Source organism: Clostridium fessum, from assembly GCF_027698965.1.
In the GTDB taxonomy this organism is placed as follows: domain Bacteria; phylum Bacillota; class Clostridia; order Lachnospirales; family Lachnospiraceae; genus Otoolea; species Otoolea fessa.
Window position 1 is genome coordinate 34,643 of record NZ_JAQEQF010000007.1, and the last position, 18,036, is coordinate 52,678.

Here is an 18,036-nt window from a genome sequence, read left to right on the forward strand (position 1 = left end):
ATGACAGCTGGAAAGGTGGAAAACGCCGGACAGCTGCGATTGATTGAGGAAAAATGAAGCATACATTTTTTAGTAAATGCACGAAAATGCCGTTCAGATACCGGACGGCATTTCTTTTATCTAGAATTGGAAATATGACAATTTTGGCAGGAATGACGCTTTTGCTTGGCGGATGCCAGGCGGGAGGTTCCATATGGAAAGAGACAATCTCATTGGAGCCAAAAGACAAAACGGTATCGGAAGAAACGCTTGATCCGGAAACAGATATAGACGGGCAGGTGGAGTCAGAACAGGTAGATGGCGCGGAACTGGGGGTGGAAATGCAGGGGCAGGACGAATCTGGCAAACTTGAGTCAGAACCGGGAGAAAATGATTCAAATGAGTGTTCGCTTCTGTTTGCCGGAGATATCTATTTTTCCAACCATGTTTTAAATGCCTACGACCGTGTGGGAGGTATCGGTGGCGTCCTCGGAGAGAGCTTGCGGGAGACGATCGCGGAGTCTGATATTTTTATGGCAAACCTGGAATTTCCGTTCAGCGACCGGGGAACACAGGCGGCGGATAAACAGTTTACGTTCCGGGTATCCCCGTCCCGCGTGTCTATTTTACAGGAGATCGGACCAGACATTGTGACGGTGGCGAACAACCATGCGCTAGATTACGGCACGGACGCACTGCTGGACACGTGCGATACGCTGGACAGTGCCGGGATTTTGCATGTTGGGGCGGGAAAAAATCTGGAAGAGGCGAAACAGCCGCAGATCATTGAGAAAAATGGAAAAAAGATTGGTTTTCTGGGCGCGTCGCGCGTCTTTCCGACGGGCGGATGGGCGGCAGGATCGTCGCATCCGGGCATGTTTTCGGCGTATGACACGGCTTCGGTCGTGCAGGAGATCCAGAAGGTAAAGAAAGAGTGTGATTATCTGGTTGTCTATGTCCACTGGGGTATCGAGCGGAACACGCAGCCAGAGGCGTACCAGCGGGAGATGGGACATCAGTACATCGACGCGGGCGCTGATCTGGTGGTTGGCAGCCATCCACATGTGCTGCAGGGGATTGAGCTGTATCATGGAAAATGGATTCTGTACAGTCTGGGAAATTTTGTGTTCGGAAGCTCGATTCCGGAGACAATGCTGGTGCAGGCGTCGGTAGATGCACAGGGAGAGACGGCGCTTTCAATTGTGCCTGCAACTTCATCTGCCGGATATACGAGAGAGCTGGACATGGGGAAGAAAGAGGCGTTTTACCAGAAGATACAGGGGCTTTCGGACGGCGTGCAGATTGATGAGAATGGAAAGGTGCAGGTGCAGTAAAATCAATTCGTGAAATCCTGCCCCTGAAAACACCCGCTTTCCCGCAGTGCCTTGGAAAACGTATTCAAAAATGCCCGCTTATTTCCACTCCATTCCGGTGCGACCAGCAATTTTTTCGGTCCATCGCCGCTGATCCGGTGGATGACCATATCGGGCGGCAGCAGGCGGATACATTCGATCAGCAGCTCAATGTATTCGTCCATTGAAAAGACCGGAAAAGGTGCCTGTTCGTAGAGCTCTGCCAGCTTCGTGCCGCGTAAAATGTGGAGAAGCTGAAGTTTGATGCCGTCGATAGCAGGCTGGAAATCGGCCAGATAGCGGACGGTATCGAGCATCTGAGCTTTCGTTTCATCAGGCAGCCCCAGAATGACATGGACGATGACGGTCAGACCGGCGGCTTTCAGTTCACGGACGGCATTTTCAAAGACCGGGAGGGAATAACCGCGCTGGATGCGCGCGGCACTTTCCTCATGGATGGTCTGAAGTCCCAGTTCCACCCAGACCGGTTTTCGGCGGTTTAAGCGGGCGAGAAGCTCCAGGACATCCGGCGGCAGGCAGTCCGGGCGGGTTCCGATGGACAGGGCAGCCACGTCCGGGTGGGCGATTGCTTCGGAAAAAAGCGGCTCCAGATAGGAGACAGGCGCATAGGTATTTGTGTAGGACTGGAAATATGCGACATATTTTCCACCCTTTATTTTATTTGCGACACGCGCCTTTGCCGCTTCGATCTGTTCGGTCACGGAGGTGTGAGCCGGCTCTGCAAAATCGCCGGAACCGCCGTGGCTGCAGAAAATACAGCCGCCCGTTCCCAGCGTACCGTCCCGGTTGGGACAGGTCATGCCGCCGTCGAGCGCCAGCTTGTAGATTTTCTGCCCAAATTGGTCTTTCAGCCATGCGTTTAACGAATAGTAGGGACGACCGTCGGAGTAGCGGCGGGGTGGAACAGAAAATGACCGACCATTGGAGGCGGCGGGGGTATGATGAAAATTTTCAGGTAATGATATATGGGATTGAGTCGTTGATTTCATAGGAACTCCTGTGTTTTAATCAAAAATAGTAACTGAACAGTTGCCAAAAATATTACATATAAATGAAAGCTTACCAGAACCACAGCATTTTGTAAACACACGAAAGAATATCGTATTGAGGCATTTTGAGGAAAATGATATAATGAGCGCAGAAGAAAAGAATGCGGCTGCGAAGCAGACATATTCTTTTCTTGCGCCATTAACGAACGAACAGCCATGCGAAGCAGGGCGGTAGAGCGCGATAGCGCGGGTTCGTGAGTTATGATATAATACATACAAGAAGTCAGATTGAATCAAAATGTCTGAAATCATAACCATATATATAAAGGAAACAATTGTTCACGGGTAGGCACTTTTGGAACCGAAAGTGCTGTAAGAAAACGTGGTGGCAGCAGGAATTTGCCGTATTAAAATGCGAAGCCACGGCAAATTCCGTTACTGGGCACGTATGCGTGAACAGTAACAAACAATTTGGGGAAAAGGAGAAGGAATATGTCAGTCAAAGAAACACTGAAACAGCTGGAATCTGAGAAAACGAAAGTGCTGATGGCAGAATTATACGGGGCGGAGAAAGCGGAGGAGAACCGGGCGCGTTACCGCTATGTGGCAGAGCACTTTGAAAAAACATATGGGGAACGCGATATCAAGCTGTTTACTTCCCCGGGACGGACGGAGATCAGCGGCAACCACACCGATCACAATCATGGCAAGGTGCTGGCGGGCAGCATCAACCTGGACTGCGTCGGAGCGGCGGCACCGAACGGAACCGACACGATCCGCATTTTAAGTGAGACATTTCATCAAAATTTCAGCATCCATTTAAGTGACCTGAAACCGAGCGCGGGTATGAGCGGCACCATCGACCTGACAAAGGGCATTTTAAAGGGTTTTGAGGAGAGAGGATACAAGGTCGGCGGATTTGACGCATACATTACCAGCAATGTTATCAGCGCGGCGGGCGTCAGCTCTTCGGCTTCCTATGAGATGCTGATCTGCTCTATGTTAAATACGATGTTCAATGAGGGCAAGATGGACGTTGTCACCTACGCGCACATCGGAAAATATGCAGAAAACAAGTTCTGGAACAAGGCGTCCGGACTGCTCGACCAGATGGCGTGCGCGGTCGGCGGTCTGATTACGATCGATTTCAAAAACCCGGAAGCGCCGGTTGTGGAGAAGATTGATTTTGATTTTGGTGCACAGGATCACAGCCTGATGATTGTAAATACGGGAAAAGGTCACGCGGATCTGAGTGCGGATTATTCTTCTGTTCCGAACGAGATGAAGAAAGTAGCGCAGTATTTTGGCAAAGAGGTATGCGCGGAGATTTCCGAGGAAGAGGTGATCGAAAATCTGCCGGAAGTCCGTGCATTTGCGGGTGATCGCTCTGTGATGCGTGCATTCCATTTCTTTGAGGAAAATAAGAGAGTAGAGCAGGAAGTAAAGGCGCTCCTCGAAAATGATTTTGCAGCCTTTTTGGAGGGAATCACTGCTTCGGGCAATTCTTCCTGGAAATGGCTTCAGAATGTATACACGACTGCCAACGTGCAGGAGCAGGGCATCAGCATTGCGCTGGCGCTGACAGAGCTGTTTATTGCGAAAAAAGGACGCGGCGCGTGCCGGGTTCATGGCGGCGGATTTGCCGGTGTCATCATGGCGATGATTCCGAATGATCTGGTGGACGAGTATACAGAATACATTGAAAATGCGATCGGAGAGGGCAATGTATACCGCATGAGCATCCGCCCGCACGGCGCAATCTGCGTGAGCGAGCGCATCTAAAAATTGGGACCTGGAAAGGCGGTGGAATTTATGGGAAATAAAAATCTGATTATCACAATCGAGAGGGAGTACGGAAGCGGAGGACGTATTGTGGGACGCAAGCTGGCAGAGGAGCTGGGGCTTCATTTCTACGACGATGAGATCTTAAAGATGGCGTCGGAGAAGAGTGCGGTCGGAGAGGAATTTTTCCGTTTAGCGGATGAGAAAGCGGGAAACAACCTGCTTCACCGTCTGACTGGCGCGAAGAAGGCAGATGTGTTCGGAAAGCCGTCCCTGAAAGGCGATGTGACATCGCCGGATAACCTGTTTAAATTCCAGGCGATGGTGATGCGGGAGCTGGCAGAACAGGAACCGTGCGTATTTGTAGGCCGTGCGGCTGGCTATGTGCTGGATCAGGACGAGGAGATCGAAAATCTGATCCGCATCTTTGTCTATGCCGACCGTGTGCGCCGCGTGCAGCGCGTTATGGAAGTAGACTGCATCAGTGAAGAAAGAGCGAAGAAGCGCATCCGGAAGATTGAGAATGAGCGGAAGAATTATTATAAATATTTTACCGGAAATGACTGGAAAAATATGAAGAACTACGATCTTCCGATCAATACGACCCGCCTCGGACTGGACGAGACGGCGGAGCTGATCAAGGAATATGTGAAGCTGCGCGGGTATATGAAGTAGGGAAAAATGAAAACAACCTGTCTGTGATGCAGGCTAAAAATTTCAGTTGAAGATTGTAGGAAGCAGGGCAGATTTGGAAGATGAGAAGTGCCAGCGGATCGCCAGCTCAATCAGCTCCCAGAATGCTGGGAGAGTGATTCCGGCATTCTGAATTTTCCTTTGACGACAGTAGAATCATTACGAGCTTATTACAAATTATTTACGGTTTGAAGTGGCATATTGACGGTTAAAATGGAAAAATGATACAATGATTTCAGAAAGAAAGGGGGAGAAAGCATGAGAAGTGCATCTGAATTTAGGCAAATGGCGCGTGAGACACTGCGCGGAAACTGGAAACTTGCGATGGGAACGGGATTAGCAGCCTCCCTGATCGGTGCGGAGATTGCCGATACGGCGCCAAATGGAATATCAGAGCTGCAAAAAGTGATACAGGCACGACCGGAAGTGAAGAATGTGCTGACGCAGGTATTTCCGATGCGCAGCATGCTTCTGCCCTGGGTGCTTTTGCTTATCTGGGGCTTGATGGTGGTTATTATTGGAGGTGCGGGGCAGATGGGATACGCCCGTTTCCATCTGAATCTGGCAGAGAAAAAGGAAGCGTCCTTTTCTGATTTATTTTCCCAGTTTTCGCGGATCACAGATGGCGTGGCGATGGTATTTGTGCGCGGCTTTTATATATATTGCTGGACCTGCCTGTTTTTCGTTCCGGGTTTCATAAAGACGTACAGCTATGCGATGACACCATATGTGCTGATGGAACATCCAGAATATTCCGCTAACGAGGCGATCACCGAGTCGCGCCGCCTGATGGATGGGAAAAAATGGAATTTATTCTGCCTGACCTTTAGCTTTATCGGCTGGCGGCTGATCTGCAGCATTCAATATATAATACCAGCGGTTCTTTTGTATACACAGGGAAGGCTCAGTGGTGTGACCGTGCTGTTTCTGGCAGTGCTGTTTCTGGTAGGGCTGATGGGACCGCTCAATATTGGCTATCTGTTTCTGCGCCCATATGAGGAGGCGGCATTTGCGGCATTTTATAGGGATGTGCGGGATGAGAAGAGGCAAATAGAAGAGATAGAAATGCAGGATAAGTGGAGTGAGAATGAGCCGGAGGAAAGTGAAAATGCGTGAACTCTGTCTGTACAAAAATGAAATCATTTGCATAGAACTGTGCTTGTGTAAGGATAGACGGAACAATAAAAATCTTTGAAAATCAAATTGGCGAAAGTCCAAAATAAGAATCTGCAATCAAAAATTTCCTCAGAAAGTGGTCAAAATGAAAGCTTTCTGAGGAGTTTTTTTGAGTTGTATTATTTATTTTGTTTTAGTCCATCCGTGCTTTCTCAGCCAGCAAATGTTTCTGGCAATAGAAAAATGCTGGAATCAAAAATGCATCTGCAAAGAGCCATGCGAGCGGCGAGGCGAAACAGATGATGATGTAGCCGAAGATCGGCACCAGCAGGAAGCCGACCATGGCGCGGGCGATCATTTCGCAGACACCTGCCAGGATGGCGAGCAGGCTGTAGCCCATTCCCTGAATCGTGAAACGCCATACATTGACGATTGTCAGAGGTATGTAGAACAGGGAGTTGAAGGTCAGGAACTGGTGCGCCTGATGGATTACAACTGTTTCCGAAGCATCGACGAAGAGAAGCGGAATCACGCCGCCAAACACGGTCAGCACGATACACGCCGCAATGGAGTAGATGCCGCCGATGAGAGTTGCGGACCGGACGCCCTGGCGGATGCGGTCTACCTTTCCGGCACCGGCGTTCTGTCCGGCGTAGGTTGCCATCGTGCCGCCCAGCGCGTCAAACGGGCAGCAGAAGAACATGCCGATCTTCTGACCTGCGGTGACGGAGGCAACTGCGATGGAACCTAGGGAGTTGATGGCAGTCTGGATGACAACCGAGCCGATCGCGGTGATCGAGTATTGGAGTCCCATCGGCACACCCATTTTGCAGAGAATGTAAATGTGTCTGCCGCTGATGCGCGTTTCCTCACGGTGCATATGCAGGATTTCAAATTTTTTCTTCATATAGATCAGGCAGAGAATACCGGATACTGCCTGAGAGATAACAGTTGCATAGGCAGCTCCGGCGGTGCCGGTTCCGATCTGTACGATGAAAAGCAGATCCAGTGCAATGTTTAAAAGACTGGATAAAATCAGAAAATAGACCGGCGTTTTGGAGTCGCCGAGCGCACGGATGATGCCCGCCAGCGTATTGTACAGGTAGGTTGCCGGGATACCGGCGAATACAAAGAAAATGTAGCTGTACGCGCCGTCGATGATATTGTCCGGCGTCTGCATCCAGACGAGAATCTGGCGTGTCATCAGGCAGACGATCACGGTCATGACCACGGCAAAACAGGAGGCGATCCATCCGGCATTAGCGACGAAACGGCGCATGTCCTTGTAATCCTGTGCGCCGAACCGCTGTGCAACCGGAATGGAAAACCCGGTGCAGACGCCGATGACGAAACCGTTAATCATAAAGTTGATGGCGGAGGTGGAACCGACCGAAGCCAGTGCATCGACACCGAGAAATTTTCCAACAATGATCGTATCGACCATGCTGTAAAACTGCTGGAACAGAAGTCCCATCAGCATCGGAACCGCAAAGCCCAGAATCAGCTTTGCCGGGCTCCCGTTTGTCATATCTTTTATGGTAGAGCGTTGCGAAGAGCGGCTCATGGAAAAACCATCCTTTCTAAAAAACGATTATAAAACTCTGAGAGTAGATTTTATAAGAAATACATAAAATTGGCAATCCGAAAAATCACGAAAAAAAGAAAAATAGAGGCACTTTTTTTGTGATATAGAAGCGGGCTGGTCAGCACGCGGTATTTTACAATCAGTGACATACATGGTATCATAACGGGTAGAGTGATTTTTATTTCATAGGAAATTACGTCCTATGAAACAAAAAACGCTTCGCGAGGATGCGCACTCGCGCGAAGCAGAAACATGTCGCAAGCGACCGCGCTCGGCGCGAGAATGTGCCAAGGCACATTCTTTTTCATATAGAACGGAAATGAGGGTAACATACATGAAGAGACTGGCGGTGGGAATCCTGGCGCACGTAGATGCGGGGAAGACAACATTATCAGAGGCGATGCTCTATGCGGGCGGCATGATCCGCCATCTGGGGCGGGTGGACAAGGGCGATGCGTTCCTGGACACATATGAATTGGAGAAAAAGCGCGGAATCACGATTTTTTCCAAGCAGGCGCGGCTTGCATGGGATGATATGGATGTGACGCTCTTGGACACGCCGGGACATGTGGATTTTTCAGCGGAAATGGAGCGGGTGCTTCAGGTGCTGGACTATGCGGTGCTGGTCATCAGCGGTTCAGACGGCGTGCAGGGGCATACAAGGACGCTGTGGCGGCTGCTGGCGCGCTACCAGATTCCAGCGTTCCTTTTTATCAATAAAATGGATCTGGCGCCGGGACGGGAACAGGAGGTCCTGCGCGACCTAAAAGAGTCGCTGGGCGGCAACTTCGTTGATTTTGGTGCGGACGGGACGGAAAGTTTCTATGAAGAGGCAGCAGTCAGCGGCGAAGCGGAATTGGAGGAATTTCTGGAGACGGGACAGGTGTCTAAAGATGCGATCCGCAGCCGGATTGCCAGCCGGGATCTGTTTCCGTGTTATTTTGGTTCGGCGCTCAAAAATACGGGCGTGGAAGAATTTATGCGCGGTTTGGAAGAATATACGCTGGAACCAGTGTATCCGGACGAATTTGGGGCGAAAATATTTAAAATTGTGCGCGACAGCCAGGGCGAACGCCTGACTTATATGAAGATCACGGGCGGCGTGCTGCATGTCAAAGACCGGATCGGCGAGGAAAAGGTAAATCAGCTCCGCCTGTATTCAGGCGATAAGTATGAGGCGGTGAGCGAGGCACCGGCGGGTATGATTTGTGCGGCAACGGGACTTTTGCATACGAAACCGGGCGAGGGGCTTGGAGTCTGTGAAATGGGCGCGGAACCGGTGCTGGAGCCGGTTTTGACGTATCGCGTCGAGCTTCCGGAGGATGTGGATGCGGCGGCGATGCTGCCGAAACTGCTTCAATTAGAGGAAGAAGAGCCGGAGCTTCATATTGTCTGGGAGGAAGAAAAGAAAGAGATTCACGCCCAGATCATGGGCGAGATCCAGATGGAGATTCTGAAAAGCCTGATTGCAGAGCGTTTTGGGGTAAATGTCCGGTTTGGCGGGCGCAGCATTGTATATAAAGAAACGATCACCGATACGGTCGAGGGTGTCGGGCATTTTGAGCCGCTCCGCCATTATGCGGAGGTACATTTGCTTATGGAGCCGGGAGAACCGGGCAGCGGGCTGGTATTTGATACCGATTGCAGTGAAGATATTTTAAGTAAAAACTGGCAGCGGCTGGTGCTGACGCATCTGGAAGAAAAGGTACACCGGGGTGTTCTGATTGGGGCGCCGATCACGGATATGAAAATTACGCTGAAATCGGGACGCGCCCATGTGAAACATACAGAAGGCGGCGATTTCCGACAGTCCGTGTACCGGGCGGTCCGTCAGGGACTGATGCAGGCGCATTCGGTGCTGTTGGAACCATTTTATGCCTTTCACCTGACGATACCGGACAAGATGGTGGGACGTGCAATGACCGATCTGGAGCGGCGGTTTGCCGTCTTTGAGGGACCGGCGCTGGAGGACGGGCAGGCAATATTAACCGGACGTGCCCCGGTATCGGCACTCGATGGATATCAGACGGAGGTGACGGCGTACACGGGCGGATTGGGACAGATGATCTGCACGCTCGATGGCTACGGACCGTGCCACAATGAAGAAGAAATCATTGCGGCAGCCGGGTATGATCCGGATGCGGATTTGGCAAACCCGAGCGGATCTGTTTTCTGTGCACACGGAGCCGGATTTGTCGTCAACTGGGACGAGGTCAAAGATTACATGCATCTGGAAAGCTGCCTGGGTGCGTCCAATGGAAAGCGGCGGATGGAGGCGATTGAAGCAGGCGCACGTTCCTCCGACGGACAGGGCGGAGGTTCTGTCGAGGAGATGTGGATTGGAACGGATGAGGTCGATGCGATTCTGGCGCGCACCTATCATGCCAATAAAAAGGAAGACGGCGGAAAACGCCGCTGGGGCGGAACCAGTAAACGACCAGTGCAGCAGTACGGCGCGGGCGTGTATGGAGAGACGGCGCGGAGACAGGAAGCGGTGAGACAGAAGAGCGATTCGAAAGCCGGGACAGCTGGAGCTTCGACATTTGGAAATGTGGGAAAATCAGGAGGATCCGTGGCTGGAAATGCAGGGGAATTTGAGCATACAGGGAAAGCGCCGGAAAGTGGCAGACAGGGCAGCAGAACTGGCAGCTCCAAAGGAAAAATGGCATCAGCGGTTCGGGAATATCTGCTGGTAGATGGCTACAACATTATTTTCTCCTGGGACGAGTTAAATGAGCTGGCAAAGATCAACATTGACAGCGCCCGTGGTAAGCTGCTGGATATTCTATGCGATTATCAGGGAAGCCGCGGTATCGAGGTGATAGCGGTGTTCGATGCTTACCGGGTGCAGGGACACCGGACGGAGGTGACGGATTACCACAACATTCATGTAGTCTTTACGAAAGAGGCGGAGACAGCTGATCAGTACATCGAGAAATTTGCCCATGAAAATGGGCGGAAATATACGGTGATGGTAGCGACCTCCGACCGTCTGGAACAGATCATCATCCGTGGGCAGGGCTGCGGGCTGTATTCGGCTCGGGATTTTGAGGAAGAGGTAGACCGTGTGAAGAATCAGACACGTGAGCATACCAACCGACCGCATAACGGACATAAAAATTATCTGCTGGATTCGGTGCCGGAGGAGGTGCTGCGGCAGGTGAAGAAGGACGAATAATGTATAAAAAGCGGATGTTCGTATAGATTACTCGAAGGCATGAATCAGATCCTTCTGCATAAATTTCATCAGTTCTGCTGCCGCAGGCGACTGCATTTCCCGTACGGGGGCGGCGATGCCGATCTCAAAGGACGGGGAAGTGTCGAGCGGCAGTGTCACAACCGGTCCATCCCATTGTCGGGATAAAATGCGGTTGATCAGGGTAACGCCCATTCCTGCGGCGACCATCGTCCATGCAGCCGGGACATCGGAAGTCGAGGCGCAGATATGGGGCGTGATGTGGTGCTTTGCCAGAAGCCGGGAATTATCTGTTTCCATGTTGGGGTGAATGGAAATATAATTTTCATTGGCAAGATCCTGAAGCGGATAAATGCCCATCTCAACCGCCGGGTGTGACTGCGGAACCCAGATGCAGATTGTGTCCTCACAGAGTGGAATGAAGGTATCGATCCCATCGCGGCGGCTGATGATACAGAAATCAAGCGCCTGTTCCTGAAGCAGGCTGCACAGATGGGAGCTGGTTCCCTCGATCAGGCGGACGGAAATGTCGGGATGGAGCGCCTGGAACTCCATGATGCGGCGGGAGAGAACCGGATAATATGGGCTGTAAGCGGTTCCAATCGTCACAGAACCTGTTTCCAGACCGCAGATACGCGCTGCAGTCTGGTCAATCTGTTCCTGGGTGTGAATCAGATTCCGGAATAAAGGCAGCAGAAGCTGGCATTCTTCCGTAGGAAGGACGCCGCTTTTTTTTCGCACCAGAAGCGAAAAACCAAGCGATTCTTCCAGCGAGGCAACCGCCCGGCTGATGCCGGATGGCGTGTAATCCAGTTCGGCAGCCGCTGCACTCAGGCTGCCGGTTTCGATGGCGGAAAGCAGGGCTTTATATTTGTCAGTGTCCATGTGGGTACCTCCTGTTAAGTGGGATGATTCTATGAAAGATCGCCTGGCGAAAATGATAGGAATGATTTTGTTTGCTTTTCTTTGAAAAATGGCTACTTACTCATGTTTTTGGCGGGTCCCAAGGTCAAAAATTCTCTTGCGTCGAACTTCTGACCTTTTGACCCTGGTATCATCATATAAATAGAGTATAAAATATCTTTGACTAAAATGCAAAGATAGAATGAAAAATGTGCGCTGTACACAAATATAAATGTGCTTTATAATGCATGTATCAAGAAAAGGTACTGCATTTGCAGAAAATGCAGGTCTATGAGCGTAAGAGGAGGAACATACATGACCCGGAAACAGAGCGAACAGCTGCTTGCGGCGGTTATTATCGCCAGAAGTACTTCGTATATATTTTCCAAAATGGCGATGAATTCATTGCAGCCATTTAATTTATTGGCAGTCCGGTTTCTGCTGGCGGTCAGTATTTTAGTCATCTTGTTCCACAAGAAGCTGCGGACTATCGACCGGAATACATTTGTCGGCGGAGCGATCATGGGAAGTATTTTTACGCTGGTTATGACGATGGAGATGTTCGGGCTTCGGAAAACGGATACGGCGACGACCTCTTTTATTGAAAACTCGGCGGTTGCGTTTGTGCCGATTTTAGAGGGCATCCTGCTCCGGAAATTCCCGGAGAAACGGACGATTATCAGCGTAGTACTGGCATTAACAGGAATCGGCTTCCTGACACTTGGGAAGAGTGGCGGTCTGCTTCGTCCAGGCAGCCTGTATCTTCTGATGGCAGCGCTGTTTTATGCGGCTGCAATTATCACAACAGGATATTTTTCAAAGAAATATGATCCGCTTTTACTTGGAATCGTCCAGGTAGGGACGATGGGAGTGTGGACGCTTCTGGCGTCGCTTCTCACAGAGCATACGAGACTTCCACAGACTGGCGCAGAATGGGCAATGATCGGAACGCTGGCAGTCGTAGGAAGCTGTTTTGGATTCACACTCCAGCCGGTTGCCCAGCGCGGGACAACCGCAGAGGTGGCAGGCATGATGTGTGCAATCAACCCGATGAGTGCCTCCATTCTGGGCGCGTTGGTTCTCCATGAGCAGATGACAAGTTCCAAACTGCTCGGATGCTTGCTGATTATGGGCGGACTGCTGGTTCATTTTGCTCGCAGGGAAAAGAAAACCACAGTCAAGCCTGTATCATACAACTTACATACAACTAAATAATCCGCAGAATGCCCCCTCATTCTGCGGCGATCGAGAAGACCGGAAGAAAAAGTGCCTTTGGATGAGAGTCTGGAGGCGCTTTTTTTCATAGGAAACTACGTCCTATTCGATGGAGTCCAGCTTTCTATATCCAGGAGCAGTATTTCCTGCGACGGCAAAAAGCGCATCGCCTTCGCCTTGAATGTCGCTGATATTTTGCCGATAATATGATATACTATGTAATAGATTAATGTGGTTTTTTGATGCACAGCAGGTGGAAAACGGCATAAAATATCCCCGATCATCGAAACACATCAAAAGGATTTATCGGAAAAAACAGAACGCAGTAAAGGATTACCTTCATAAGGTGACCAGATGGCTTGCAGAATACTGTAAAAAAGAAAGGATAAGCTGTGTAATCATAGGAGATATCCGAAATATCCGTAAAGGAAAAGATATAGGGCACAAGACAAACCAGAAGTTTCACGGACTGCCGTATAATAAACTTTATATCATGTTGGAATATAAACTAAAACTGTATGGAATATCACTGACAAAATAGTAGGAAGAAAGCTATACTAGCCAGTGCAGCCCGTTTTCACCAGAAATATCAAAAAGATATGCAGAAGCATCAAAACAGAAAAGAGCGAGGCATGTATATAACGGATGGAGTAAGATATAATGCGGATGCAGTAGGAGCATTTAATATTCTGCGTAAATATCTTTCCGTATCCGGAAAACAGAAAGAACTGTCCGTAACCGGACTAAAGAATCCAGAAATAATAAAAGTAGCTGTATAGCCGAAAGGCAAGCAGTAGTGGTGTCATGGACGCACCCTGAAAAAAGGCGGTATCCCGCCAGATTTCAGATGCTCTGGTAACTTAGTTACCGAGTAGTTCGCTCGTAAAAACTACTAATAAAGAGGGGCGATATGTATGTATCTTGATTATCTTGTTGATATACCCGAAGTGAAAGACAAAATCACATTTCGAAGCAAAGGGAATGCTCGTTACGTTTACTACGTGTATGATAGGATTTATGATCCGAGTAAAAAATATACAACAGAGACAAGTGCACCCATTTTTACGAATGAAATTCGAGCAATCGTAAAAATTTACGACCGAATTTGTGCGTGTATTCACATATTAATTCCACCAAAATAATTATAACAATCTTAACTCAAAACATTTCGTTTTAACTTTTCCAGAAAGCAAAGGATATTCTGTTCGTAATTTGAAGTATATGGCAAAATTCGCAGAGATTTATCCAGACCGAGAATTTGTGCAACAGGTTGTTGCACAAATTCCATGGGGTCACAATATAGTTCTTCTGGATAAGGTCGCTGATATGGATGAACGTAAATGGTATATCAAAAAGTCAGCGGAAAACGGCTGGTCTCGAAATGTTCTTGTCCATCAGATTGAAAGCAACTTGTATCAGAGACAGGTTCTGGCAGATAAAGTTACAAATTTTGATCACCGCTTACCGTCTCCGCAAAGTGAACTTGCGGTGCAGACAATGAAAGACCCATATATATTTGATTTTATTCCTTTCCGGGGAGATATGCTCGAACGGGATATTGAGCAGGCACTGGTTCGGGATGTCAAAAAGCTTCTTCTGGAGCTTGGAACAGGATTTGCATTTTTGGGAAATCAGTATCACCTGAATGTGGGCGGTGATGATTTTTACGAGAGAAAAGGACGAAACAACATTTACAAATCTCGAAAATGAAAAAATTGATGAGGTTATTGAAAAATGGAGAGATATACTTAAGAATGAAAATATGAGTGAAATACGGAAAATCCAACAATTTATCATACCAACAAAAAAGTTAAAATTCTTTCATAATATAGATTTTAGAGTTCATGATAATGTGATGATGGATTTTAAAACATTTGATAAAGAGGATACATTTAAATTTGCTTTTACTATTGTTCAAGTGCCATATTTCATTTTTATTACAACAGTGTGGGGGAAAACTGATACGATGAAACAATATCGTTTAGGAAAGGTTATAAAGCCACATGAAAGTGAATTACCTAAAAATGTAACTGATTTATTATATGATAAGCATTACACCCAATATTTACAGGCATACCGTGGTATGTCTGAAAAACAGAAGAAAGTGATAGAAGATAGGGTAAAAAAAACACTTAATTGAAACTGAATGATTTAATAGTTAGAATTTCTATTATTGTAAACATTTTATATAATTTGGGCATACAAAAAAAGAATAGAAAAATGTATTGATGGAGGAGATGATTTTAATGTATATGCCGTTAGCATATGTTAATCGTTACAGTGATTTGACGGAGTTATATTGCAGTAAAGAATATTCTGATTGTGAACCGGAAGTATTGCTTGAGATGATTTCTGATACTAATTGGGGAACAGACCTTTATTCAGGTCCTAATAAAGAAAGATATTACTTTACACTCAATATGTTTAATAACAATTTTTTCGGTATGCATACAGTAAGTGCCTGCTTTGCCGTTGCTGGATTTATTGGAATATGGAAATATAATAAAGTTGTATATGAACCAGATTATGACTTTTCGCAAGCTCTTTTAGGAACAAATAAATTGAGGGTATATCCAGAAATGATTAGGCATTTACCATTTAGCACTTTCTATTTGGATTTTTCAAAAAATGAACTTTTTACATACGAGGGTTTTTTTGTGCAAGTAAAAGTTTATGATACAGGAGCAATAAGAATATCGTCACTTCCAACAGAAAGAGGGTACTCGCATATACCATTAAATGAATATGAACAGGAACCCACTGTGTATGCAGATGCATTCTGGATAAAACCAGAAATGTTTAACAATGAAAATGGTATATGCTATTTTGATTATGATCTCCATAAAGATTTTATGTATACTTCTGACAGTTTTAAGACGCAGTGGTTTATTGGTGGTTTGAGCAATTATAGATTATTTTTGTTACAGTTTCTAATGTATTTATCGTCGAAAGAGCCTGATATTGTCGAAAGCCCAGATACTATAAACACATATAAGCCATCAGGTTCTCTGAAAAACAAGTATTCAGAAGTTCGTAAATGGGATGTTGGGTGTCGTTATGGGGAAAAAATACGCTGTTTCAAGAAAAAGAAAATGTTGCAAGGAGCTATTGGTGTAAGTGACAATCAGAGTTCTAAACGCCCTCATATTAGGAAAGCACATTGGGAACGATATCATATAGGGAAAGGCAGAAAAGAGATTGTTACAAAGTGGAAAGAACCTGTATTTGTAAATGGGGATAGCAATGATATTATTTCAAACATTCATGTGGTAACAAATAAAGAAGCAGAATGTTCATCAGGAGAGGAGTTTATTAGGCAATATTTGAAATCTAGAAATATATCATTTTGTTTTCAACATTATATTAGAGAAATACGAAAGCGATATGATTTTTCTATTGAATGGAATAATCTATTAGTTTTTATAGAATTTGATGGGGAACAGCATTTTAAGTCAATCAGCCGATGGAAAGGTAAAAAAGGTTATTTGAGTAGAAGGCAAGCTGATATTGAAAAAAATGAGTATTGCTATAAAAACAGAATTCCATTATTGAGAATTAGATTTGATCAAGCACATCTAATTCCAGAAATGATAGACGATTTTCTTTTGAATAGCGAAAATTATTATCAGCAATTTAATACATATCTTACAAATGAAATGTATTATAGTATTTGTGAATGACTGAAAAGAAAGAGAATTCATACATGAATTAGAAGAGAATTATAATTACAGCGTCAGGGCAGTTATAAGTCGAGAGATTTATAGCTGCCCTTTTTTTATTGCTTTTGGACATGATGTCCAGAAGCGGAAAGGAGAATTATGAGGTATTTATTACATCGGCTGTATGTTCCACCCTTAAGTGATGAACAGGAATGGTTTGAATTTAAGGAGAACTGGTTTCAGCCTGAAGTGTTAGGCGAATATGTATCTGCCCTGTCAAATGCAGCAGCATTTCATTATAAAAAAATGCCTTTTTCATTTGGGGTGTAAATGATGTAACTCATGAAATTGTAGGAACAACTTTTAATCAGTATTGTGATTATAATAAGGAACCGTATCAGAATTATCTTGCAAGGAACTTATCTCCGAGTATCAATTTCAAATTTGAAGAAACTGAAATTTTGGGAAAGAGAGTTGTAGTTTTAGTAATTCCGTCGGCAACTGAAATTCCTACGGCATTTAAAGAAAAGAGGTTTTTAAGAATAGGATCATCAAAATGCAATATTAAGGATTACCCTAAGAGAGAAATTGAACTTTTCAAAATACTGGATGGAAGAACCGAAACGATAGAAACAGTACCGGCAAAATACCAGGAACTTACATTTCAAAAACTCTTTGGATATTACGGTTCTAAAGGTATTGTTTTAAATCAAAAGACGTTTATTAAGAATCTGGGGCTAAAAACAGAAGAAGGCGAGTTTAATATATTAGCGCAGCTTCTGTCGGATAATTCTCATTTTCCGCTTCGTGTATCTATTTTTGATGGAGAAACAAAAGGCTCTAATCTTTTCTCTGTACGTGAATTTGGAAATGACTGTTTATTATACAGTTTGGATGAGTTGTTGCGTTATGGAGATGTATTGAACCTGATTTAGGCGGATGAGACAGATAGGGTCGTTGAGCGAAAGGAGATTCCGTTATTTGATAACAAGGCATTTCGAGAGGCTGTCATAAATGCCGTCCTGCACAATAAATGGGTGGAAGGAAATGAACCTATGATTTCGGTATTTTCCGACAGGATAGAGATACTATCAAGGGGAACACTTGCTCCGGCACAGACCATGGAAGGATTTTTCTTAGGAGAATCAATACCTGTAAATGAAAAATTATCCGAGATATTTCTTCAACTGCATATAAGTGAGAAATCTGGTCGAGGAGTCCCTAAGATTACGGAAATGTACGGGAAAGATGCATTTTCATTTAGAGAGAATTCAATCGTTGTAACGATTCCGTTTGAGAGAATAAATAAGGTTGGGAATAAAGTTGGGAAAAAGGTTGGGGATAAGAAACCATTAAATTCCAGAAGGCAAAAAATTATTTCAGAAATGAGGGACAACCCGAACATTACAACTGCAGAACTCCATAACATATTAGGTGTGAGTGAGACAGCAGTGGAAAAAAATATATCATTTTTAAGAGACAATGGTTATATAGAGAGGGTCGGTTCAAAAAGGGCAGGGTACTGGAAAGTATTGTAGGTAGATGA

The 18,036-nt window shown here is 46.3% G+C and carries 16 protein-coding genes and 1 pseudogene; 14 read left to right on the forward strand and 3 right to left on the reverse strand.

Annotation, left to right across the window (positions count from 1 at the left end; genetic code table 11):
• Positions 1-53: 53 nt before the first annotated feature.
• Positions 54-1,313, forward strand: coding sequence for a CapA family protein (locus PG862_RS09940; RefSeq protein ID WP_270707260.1), 1,260 nt, complete (start codon positions 54-56; stop codon positions 1,311-1,313).
• A gap of 2 nt (positions 1,314-1,315) precedes the next feature.
• Here PG862_RS09940 and PG862_RS09945 read toward each other — a convergent pair whose 3' ends face one another.
• Positions 1,316-2,341 (reverse strand): TIGR01212 family radical SAM protein, encoded by a 1,026-nt coding sequence (locus PG862_RS09945; RefSeq protein WP_270707261.1) that lies wholly within the window; start codon positions 2,339-2,341, stop codon positions 1,316-1,318.
• A 492-nt stretch (positions 2,342-2,833) separates the two neighbouring features.
• Between PG862_RS09945 and PG862_RS09950 the strand changes: the two genes are divergently transcribed.
• From PG862_RS09950 to PG862_RS09960, 3 genes are all read left to right on the forward strand, one after another.
• Positions 2,834-4,123 carry a galactokinase gene (locus PG862_RS09950; RefSeq protein WP_118749773.1) on the forward strand — a complete coding sequence of 430 codons (1,290 nt, stop codon included), beginning with the start codon at positions 2,834-2,836 and terminating at the stop codon, positions 4,121-4,123.
• A gap of 30 nt (positions 4,124-4,153) precedes the next feature.
• The gene (locus PG862_RS09955; protein ID WP_107001503.1) at positions 4,154-4,798 is read left to right on the forward strand and encodes a cytidylate kinase-like family protein; all 645 of its coding nucleotides are present in this window, start codon (positions 4,154-4,156) and stop codon (positions 4,796-4,798) included.
• 276 nt (positions 4,799-5,074) lie between these two features.
• A complete protein-coding gene (locus tag PG862_RS09960) occupies positions 5,075-5,932 on the forward strand; it encodes a DUF975 family protein (RefSeq protein ID WP_118492485.1) in 858 nt (285 codons plus the stop codon).
• A 193-nt stretch (positions 5,933-6,125) separates the two neighbouring features.
• Here PG862_RS09960 and PG862_RS09965 read toward each other — a convergent pair whose 3' ends face one another.
• Positions 6,126-7,496 carry an MATE family efflux transporter gene (locus PG862_RS09965; RefSeq protein ID WP_270707263.1) on the reverse strand — a complete coding sequence of 457 codons (1,371 nt, stop codon included), beginning with the start codon at positions 7,494-7,496 and terminating at the stop codon, positions 6,126-6,128.
• 355 nt (positions 7,497-7,851) lie between these two features.
• Here PG862_RS09965 and PG862_RS09970 point away from each other — a divergent pair, with 355 nt between their 5' ends.
• Positions 7,852-10,695, forward strand: coding sequence for a TetM/TetW/TetO/TetS family tetracycline resistance ribosomal protection protein (locus tag PG862_RS09970; RefSeq protein WP_270707264.1), 2,844 nt, complete (start codon positions 7,852-7,854; stop codon positions 10,693-10,695).
• A gap of 27 nt (positions 10,696-10,722) precedes the next feature.
• Here PG862_RS09970 and PG862_RS09975 read toward each other — a convergent pair whose 3' ends face one another.
• Complete coding sequence (locus PG862_RS09975; protein WP_270707266.1) at positions 10,723-11,598, reverse strand: LysR family transcriptional regulator; 876 nt, start codon at positions 11,596-11,598, stop codon at positions 10,723-10,725.
• 333 nt (positions 11,599-11,931) lie between these two features.
• Between PG862_RS09975 and PG862_RS09980 the strand changes: the two genes are divergently transcribed.
• From PG862_RS09980 to PG862_RS10015, 9 genes and pseudogenes are all read left to right on the forward strand, one after another.
• The gene (locus PG862_RS09980; RefSeq protein WP_270707267.1) at positions 11,932-12,831 is read left to right on the forward strand and encodes a DMT family transporter; all 900 of its coding nucleotides are present in this window, start codon (positions 11,932-11,934) and stop codon (positions 12,829-12,831) included.
• A gap of 229 nt (positions 12,832-13,060) precedes the next feature.
• Complete coding sequence (locus PG862_RS09985) at positions 13,061-13,372, forward strand: IS200/IS605 family accessory protein TnpB-related protein (protein ID WP_270707268.1); 312 nt, start codon at positions 13,061-13,063, stop codon at positions 13,370-13,372.
• A 629-nt stretch (positions 13,373-14,001) separates the two neighbouring features.
• Positions 14,002-14,241, forward strand: a pseudogene (locus tag PG862_RS14460) (DUF1016 N-terminal domain-containing protein); the annotation flags it as partial.
• A gap of 132 nt (positions 14,242-14,373) precedes the next feature.
• Positions 14,374-14,541 (forward strand): PDDEXK nuclease domain-containing protein, encoded by a 168-nt coding sequence (locus PG862_RS14465; protein ID WP_456298769.1) that lies wholly within the window; start codon positions 14,374-14,376, stop codon positions 14,539-14,541.
• Positions 14,489-14,971, forward strand: a complete 483-nt coding sequence (locus PG862_RS09995) for a hypothetical protein (RefSeq protein WP_270707269.1) — start codon at positions 14,489-14,491, stop codon at positions 14,969-14,971. The genes PG862_RS14465 and PG862_RS09995 overlap by 53 nt, the downstream gene beginning before the upstream one ends.
• Before the next feature lie 106 nt (positions 14,972-15,077).
• Positions 15,078-16,511, forward strand: a complete 1,434-nt coding sequence (locus PG862_RS10000) for a hypothetical protein (RefSeq protein ID WP_270707270.1) — start codon at positions 15,078-15,080, stop codon at positions 16,509-16,511.
• 138 nt (positions 16,512-16,649) lie between these two features.
• On the forward strand, positions 16,650-16,820 hold the full coding sequence (locus tag PG862_RS10005) for a hypothetical protein (protein ID WP_270707271.1): 171 nt from the start codon (positions 16,650-16,652) through the stop codon (positions 16,818-16,820).
• Positions 16,821-16,837: 17 nt separating this feature from the next.
• Positions 16,838-17,425 (forward strand): AlbA family DNA-binding domain-containing protein, encoded by a 588-nt coding sequence (locus tag PG862_RS10010; RefSeq protein WP_270707359.1) that lies wholly within the window; start codon positions 16,838-16,840, stop codon positions 17,423-17,425.
• A 120-nt stretch (positions 17,426-17,545) separates the two neighbouring features.
• Positions 17,546-18,028 (forward strand): ATP-binding protein, encoded by a 483-nt coding sequence (locus PG862_RS10015; RefSeq protein ID WP_270231806.1) that lies wholly within the window; start codon positions 17,546-17,548, stop codon positions 18,026-18,028.
• The last annotated feature ends 8 nt before the right edge of the window (positions 18,029-18,036 follow it).